Annotated in this window: 5 protein-coding genes; 1 reads left to right on the top strand and 4 read right to left on the bottom strand. The window is 40.6% G+C overall.

The features are described 5' to 3' along the window. A partial coding sequence (locus tag KQJ19_RS22045) for a DUF262 domain-containing protein (protein WP_216404150.1) occupies nt 1-1,260 on the top strand: 1,260 nt, incomplete at its 5' end. A 47-nt stretch (nt 1,261-1,307) separates the two neighbouring features. Here the strand turns inward: KQJ19_RS22045 and dndE are convergent. The 4 genes from dndE to KQJ19_RS22025 all read right to left on the bottom strand — a co-directional run. Further along, complete coding sequence (gene dndE / locus KQJ19_RS22040) at nt 1,308-1,661, bottom strand: DNA sulfur modification protein DndE (protein WP_210591016.1); 354 nt, start codon at nt 1,659-1,661, stop codon at nt 1,308-1,310. Further along, a complete protein-coding gene (gene dndD, locus KQJ19_RS22035) occupies nt 1,661-3,661 on the bottom strand; it encodes a DNA sulfur modification protein DndD (RefSeq protein ID WP_210591013.1) in 2,001 nt (666 codons plus the stop codon). The genes dndE and dndD overlap by 1 nt, the downstream gene beginning before the upstream one ends. Beyond that, nucleotides 3,651-5,285, bottom strand: coding sequence for a DNA phosphorothioation system sulfurtransferase DndC (dndC, locus tag KQJ19_RS22030; protein ID WP_216404149.1), 1,635 nt, complete (start codon nt 5,283-5,285; stop codon nt 3,651-3,653). The genes dndD and dndC overlap by 11 nt, the downstream gene beginning before the upstream one ends. After that, nucleotides 5,282-5,744 (bottom strand): DNA sulfur modification protein DndB (locus tag KQJ19_RS22025; protein ID WP_216404148.1); only part of this gene is annotated, 463 nt, incomplete at its 5' end. The genes KQJ19_RS22025 and dndC, both read right to left, overlap by 4 nt.

Below are 5,744 nucleotides of genomic sequence, written 5' to 3'. Positions count from 1 at the left end.
AAGATCAATAAGAATGATAATCGTCTTCTGAAGACTAAAAAAACGTTCATCAAAAAAATTATTGATGAGTTTACTGGTGAGAATGCTCTCAAAGATATTTATACTACATTAGTACACGTTGTTAAGAAATTAAAATTTATAACAATTGAGGTTGAAACTGATTATGATGCTTTTCTGTTATTTGAGTCATTAAACTCAAAAGGTATGGATCTCAGTGTTGCTGATCTTTTAAAGAATAAAATATTAATGAAAGCCAATGGGAATGAGGAGCAAAGCGAGCTTCTACTGAATAATTGGGAGTCTATGATTTCATCAATTGAATCTAGCAGGCTTTCCCCTGTTGACTTTTTGCGGGTTTATTGGGAGGCAATCCAAGGCTCTAATATCACGAAGAAAGAACTTTATAAGCATATTGGAGCACACATTGATTTATCGGAGGATATAGTTTCTTTTTCAAAAGATCTCAAAGAAACAGCTGCTGATTTTTCTAGTTATGCCTCTTCTGAATTATTTTTTCCAACATGTGTAAATTACTCTGGAAAGGAAAAATACCTTTCATATTGTGGCGAAATAAACACGCTAAAATATACAACATGCTTGCCATTACTAATGTATACATATCGTTTCAGATCAGATTTTATGGATGTAATGGCAAGACTGAGTTTATCCTTTCTCTTTAGATGGATCACTATTTGTGATTATTCAGTTGGCGGAGCAAAGAAAGTATTTGACGAAGTGATTCGCCGACTGATTGCTGGAGATAGTAATGAAGAAGCGATACAGCCATTTTTCAGCCAGCATGATAAAATAGGTGATGATCCTTTTATTGTTGCAATGAGACAATTCAAAGCACAAGATAATCAAATCGCAAAATATATACTCTCAAAGTGTTACTTATATGATAATAAAATGCAAAGCATACCTAATTATAATGAAGTTCATTTAGAACATGTACTTCCGCAATCTACTATTCTATGGGAGAAGGATGAACACTTTATTTTACCTAAGGGAACATTTGCAAAAGATTATGTGTATAATATTGGAAACTTAACATTGCTTCATAAGCAAATTAACCAAAGTATAAAAAATAAGGTTTTTTCAGATAAATGTAACCATTATGAAGATTCTATATTTCCTGAAACAAAAAATATATTTGAGCTATCTAGAAATGGAAACTATTGGAATGTTGAAATTATTGAGCAAAGAGGCAATGATATTGCAAGACAAGCACCATTTATATGGCCATTGTCTTGCAATTAACAATATATAGTGAATTAATAGCCCTTATAGAGGGCTATTAAGCATTTTTATAAAACAGCTACAAGATCTTTTAGATTTCTATAGTTCCTTAAGCCCGCAATCCCATCTTCAACATGTGCAGCCCAGGCTCTGACCATTTCTTTCTGATCTAACTGTGGATAAAGCATCTTCAGCACAAGTTCTGTAGTGTGCATCGTTTCACCAAGCCAGGTTATTTTATCAAGCACAAGCTGGCCGTCTAACTTCCTGTTATCTTTCTCTGGTAAAAAACGAAACTCACTTTCTACAGAACGGAAAAATGCAATACGAGCGGCTACGTTTGGAGTAACTCCTGTAAATCCTTTTAGCCTTTTGAGCTGTTCTTCAGTCTGGCGAGTAAGCTGCATTCGATTCGGGAGCATTAAATTGCCTCCTTAGTTAGTTGCCAGAAATATCCTGGCTTCAACGCTGATGACTTGGTATGCGCATTAAACACAATCTCATAAGCATGAGAGATATCATCGCGCAATTGGTCAACAAAGTAGCGTTCGTCTACTTCAGTATCAGTTGACAGTAGTACAACTTGGTGGCTGGCAAATGGGAAATAGTGATTAATTAACTTATCTCTGTGCTGTGAATCTAATCGTCCTAATGGTGTGTCAATAATCACCGGTAAATCACGGCCAGAGGTTTTAGCTAATGCTTCAAGAATTGCAATAGCATAAATTTGCTTTTCGCCTGCTGAAAGCAGCTTACGATTTATTACATTACCTTTTTCATCAATGAGTTCAACATCAAATGTTTCTGGATTAATGTGCGCATTGAGCTGCAAATCTTCTTTACGAGCCAGTTTTCGATAAGCTACTTCGAAATTCGTTGATAGTGTTTTTACTCGTGCTTGAGTTAAAACTTCACTGTAGCGATCGAGCAAGTTAATCGTTTCTTGGGCATTATTAAATGCGCTATTAAAACTGTGCTGATTACGAGCAGTATCATGTGCTTTTTGCACTTGACGCACGCACTCTAACTGCTGTTGTTTGGTCCTTTTCGCGTCTTCAAGTAATGCGCGATATTCTTGCTTCTTCACTTCACGTTGTTTATCAAGCTCACGGATTTTATCAAATATATCAAGAAGCTGGTCATCCTCTGGTGCTCGAGCAATATTGGCTGCAGCCTGTTCCAGCTGTTCCTCAATTTCAACTAATTGATTACGATAAAGATCAAAACGCTGCCAGGCCTTTTTGCTTTCTTGCTCGATAGCTTGCTGAAGCATACCTGCTTCACGTTCAGATATATCGAACAGCAGTTCACCCTTTGGTTTGGTTGCAATATAATCTTTTAAATTATCCTCAATTGCTTCAGCTGCTATTTTCCCGGAAGTACTGGAACGGAATGCTATATCGTTTTTAAGCTGGGTTAGAAATTGACCAAGCTCACTTTCAAAGTTCCTTGCTTGCTTGATTTTTGTTTCTGTTGAGATCTGCTCAAGTAAACGTGTTAACGTTTTTGGCGCTAAAGCATATGGTAATGAACCATCACATTCATGACGTAACGCTTTTTCAAGACGGTCTTTTTCTTTCAACAGCGTTTCGACTTTTTGCTTTTCCTGAGCTTTGGTTTGAGCAAACGCTCCACCCTGAGCATTAAGTAGGCCTTCATAGCGAATAATCTCTTTAGACAACAGATCTATTCGCATCTTTGAAAAATCCGCCTTCTCAAGCAGTTTTTCAGTCTGGAATGCGTAATCTTTTATTTGCTTTTCCAGTGCAGAAAGCTGTTGCTGCTGTGTAGCTGCAAGTTGGCTCGATTGCTGACGCTTGATAAAAATCATTAAGTCATTGCGTAACTTGGCAATTAAATCTAGCCCTAACAGGCGGCGAACTGCGGTTTTCAAAATATTACCTGACTCGTCCTCTGCAAGTTCGGCAATTTTTTCGCCATCAAAGAAGAATAAATCAGCAATACCATGAGGGATGAGTTCATTGAGAAAACCCTGGCATTGATCATAATCCAGTTCCTCTAAAGGCACTCCATCTTGTAAAAGTGACAGTTGGTCTTTCTTTCCTTTTTTCCAGGTTCGGGCCACCGTGAACTCGGCTTCCTGACCACCTTTGTTATAAGTAAAGGTCAGCTCTATTGCAGCCTCATTTGGTTGCTCACTGGTAATTGTTCCATTATGAATTAATGAACTGAGCTCATTAATATAATCTTGGTTTTGTGTTGATAAGCCGAATGCCAGCCGACCATATAGTGCCAAACGAATGGCTGAGAGAATGGATGTTTTACCCGCGCCATTTAACCCACCGAATAGTACGATAGGACGTGGGTTGTCATCATTAGGGCGTTTTCTAGGCGCTAAATCGATGATATGTGTTCCATTGAAAACACGAAAGTTACGCAGCACCAGTTGTTTAATTAGCATGTTCGTTTTCCTTACTGGTCAGCAAGTATGATTCACTCGCATCTATAATTCTGCGCTGTAAAACCTGAAGCTCCGCTTCCAGCTTTGCGACTTCCTCTTGATGAATATCTCGCTCGTTGCGTTTCTGCAATGTTTCTTGTTGCTGTTTAATTTCTTCTAGACTTCCCCAGTCTTGTTTGAGGATTGTGCCAAGCTTATCAAACACCCCCTGACGTCTGCTCAAGCCTTCCATCGAGACTTCCAGTTCGATCAACTTCATAACCATCTCTGGTTCAACGTCAAATCCTTGGGCAATCTGTACAAGCAAATCTGCATCACTCGCATCAAAGCGTGATTGATCGTCAATGACCCAATCCAGATCTTTTTGGTACACCTCGCGGTAAATACCTGGTAATGAGTCATACCAATCCGGTTCGTTGGGATCTTTCAACCATTCCTGACGGATTGCATGTAGCTCTGGTTGTGTAATCAGCGTAATTTTATGACCTTGAGCATTCATATCACGCTCAATTTCCAGTAATTCCTTTAACCATTTTTGTCTGTATTTTAACCAGTAAGGACCAGGGACGTGCTTACGTTCGGCACTGATTTCTTCGCCGTCTTTTGCATATTGGTAACTCACTTTGCCTGTACGGCGTTTATAGTTACGGAAAGTGTCTTTATTTGCCGGATCTGTTGTGAAAGCTAGCAAATCTCGATACTTCAGCAGTGGGGACATCCATTCCTCACCATTCTTAATAAGGCTTTCCATCGCTTTATCTTTAGTCACGACCGTACAGGTCCAGCAGCCAAAGCGGGAGTTGCCGCAGGAAGGCGTGCTGTCATCGATAACTAATGGGCACTCACCTTGTGCTGAAGAATCCATGTAAAGCGTCCAGAGTGGACGGTTATTCCCACCCCAGGGATTTTCCCACTCATCGATATCCTCCGGTGCATAACGGAATGCGCCACGCAGAAGTTTCCACACATCTTCTACATCCCATGTGTCTATAGGTGTGTAGATAAACGCATTGGGCAGTGTGGTGTGTCGGGCAAGACGCGAACCGTCAATTTTATGCTTTGCAATAACTTGGGCACGAGATGCGCTTTCACTGCTGCGTGAACCCAGAACAACAATGACCTCGTCAAACTGGCTGACCTTATCCTTGATAAAGTCACTGACCGGATTGATCTTCATGCGTTCTGTACACCAGCGGAAGCTACGTGTTGGTGCGGGGTAGCCTTTACCCAGTAAGTTCACCCAAAAGGTTTCATGAGTTTTTGGCATAACGGCGTGTTGGGTGATTGGGAGTCCATCACGTTTTGCACCCGCCTCAATTAACCGCATAGTCTTTTTGATTAAATCGACAACAACGGGGGTTTCTACCAACGTATCTGATGACACTACAAAAATATCTTTAGTACGCATTTCTGGCGGAAGACCCAGCAAAGCCAGGTAAACCAGAGTGATCACTGCTGAGGAGTCTTTACCACCGCTATAGCCAATGACCCATGGACGTTTATCTGCGCAGTATACTCTTTGAACTTCTGCGACATATTCAGCCAGCGGATGCCCCGCAAACTGTTCTTGATTGATGAATTCTTCATAGTCGGCCAGATCGTAGGCCTGAGTTAATTTACTCATGAGACAACCATTTGAGCTTCAAGCTCCTGCTCTTCAGGAGTGAGGGGAATAGATAACGCGAGTTTAAGTGCATTGCATGTGAGCTGAATAGCTGTGCCCGTCTTACTCAGTTTTCCATGCTGCATTGCACGTTTAACCATTTCAGGATTGCTTTTACGCCAGTCGAAGGATTTAAGTTTCAATATTTTTTGTTGCCATTGTTCTGGCTCTTGAATGATAAGTGAGCGCCCCAAAAGTCCCAGTGCTTGCAAGCCAATACCGTGTGCATGCACATAGTCTTGTCGTAGCTGAGCGGGGGAAACTTCTTTTCGTGCAGCAAGCTGCCAATCAGGCATAACTTTGTAAATAGCTTGCCAATATTGTGTGGCAATAGCTGTGTTGTCTTCAATACTGCCTACTTTCGGGTCTTTGCCCAAAAGTGCTCGAGTTGCCTGTTTAATGCTACTCAGCGTGAATAAC

Origin of the sequence: Citrobacter sp. S46_ASV_140, assembly GCF_018919545.1 — a bacterium.
Lineage (GTDB): Bacteria > Pseudomonadota > Gammaproteobacteria > Enterobacterales > Enterobacteriaceae > Citrobacter > Citrobacter braakii.
The sequence above is the reverse complement of the archived record's forward strand: the minus strand, read 5'-3'. Positions and strand labels throughout refer to the sequence as shown.

Coding starts and splice junctions, on each gene's coding strand:
- dndE (WP_210591016.1), bottom strand. CDS start 1,661: ATGCTCCCGAATCGAATGCAGCTTACTCGCCAGACTGAAGAACAGCTC.
- dndD (WP_210591013.1), bottom strand. CDS start 3,661: ATGCTAATTAAACAACTGGTGCTGCGTAACTTTCGTGTTTTCAATGGA.
- dndC (WP_216404149.1), bottom strand. CDS start 5,285: ATGAGTAAATTAACTCAGGCCTACGATCTGGCCGACTATGAAGAATTC.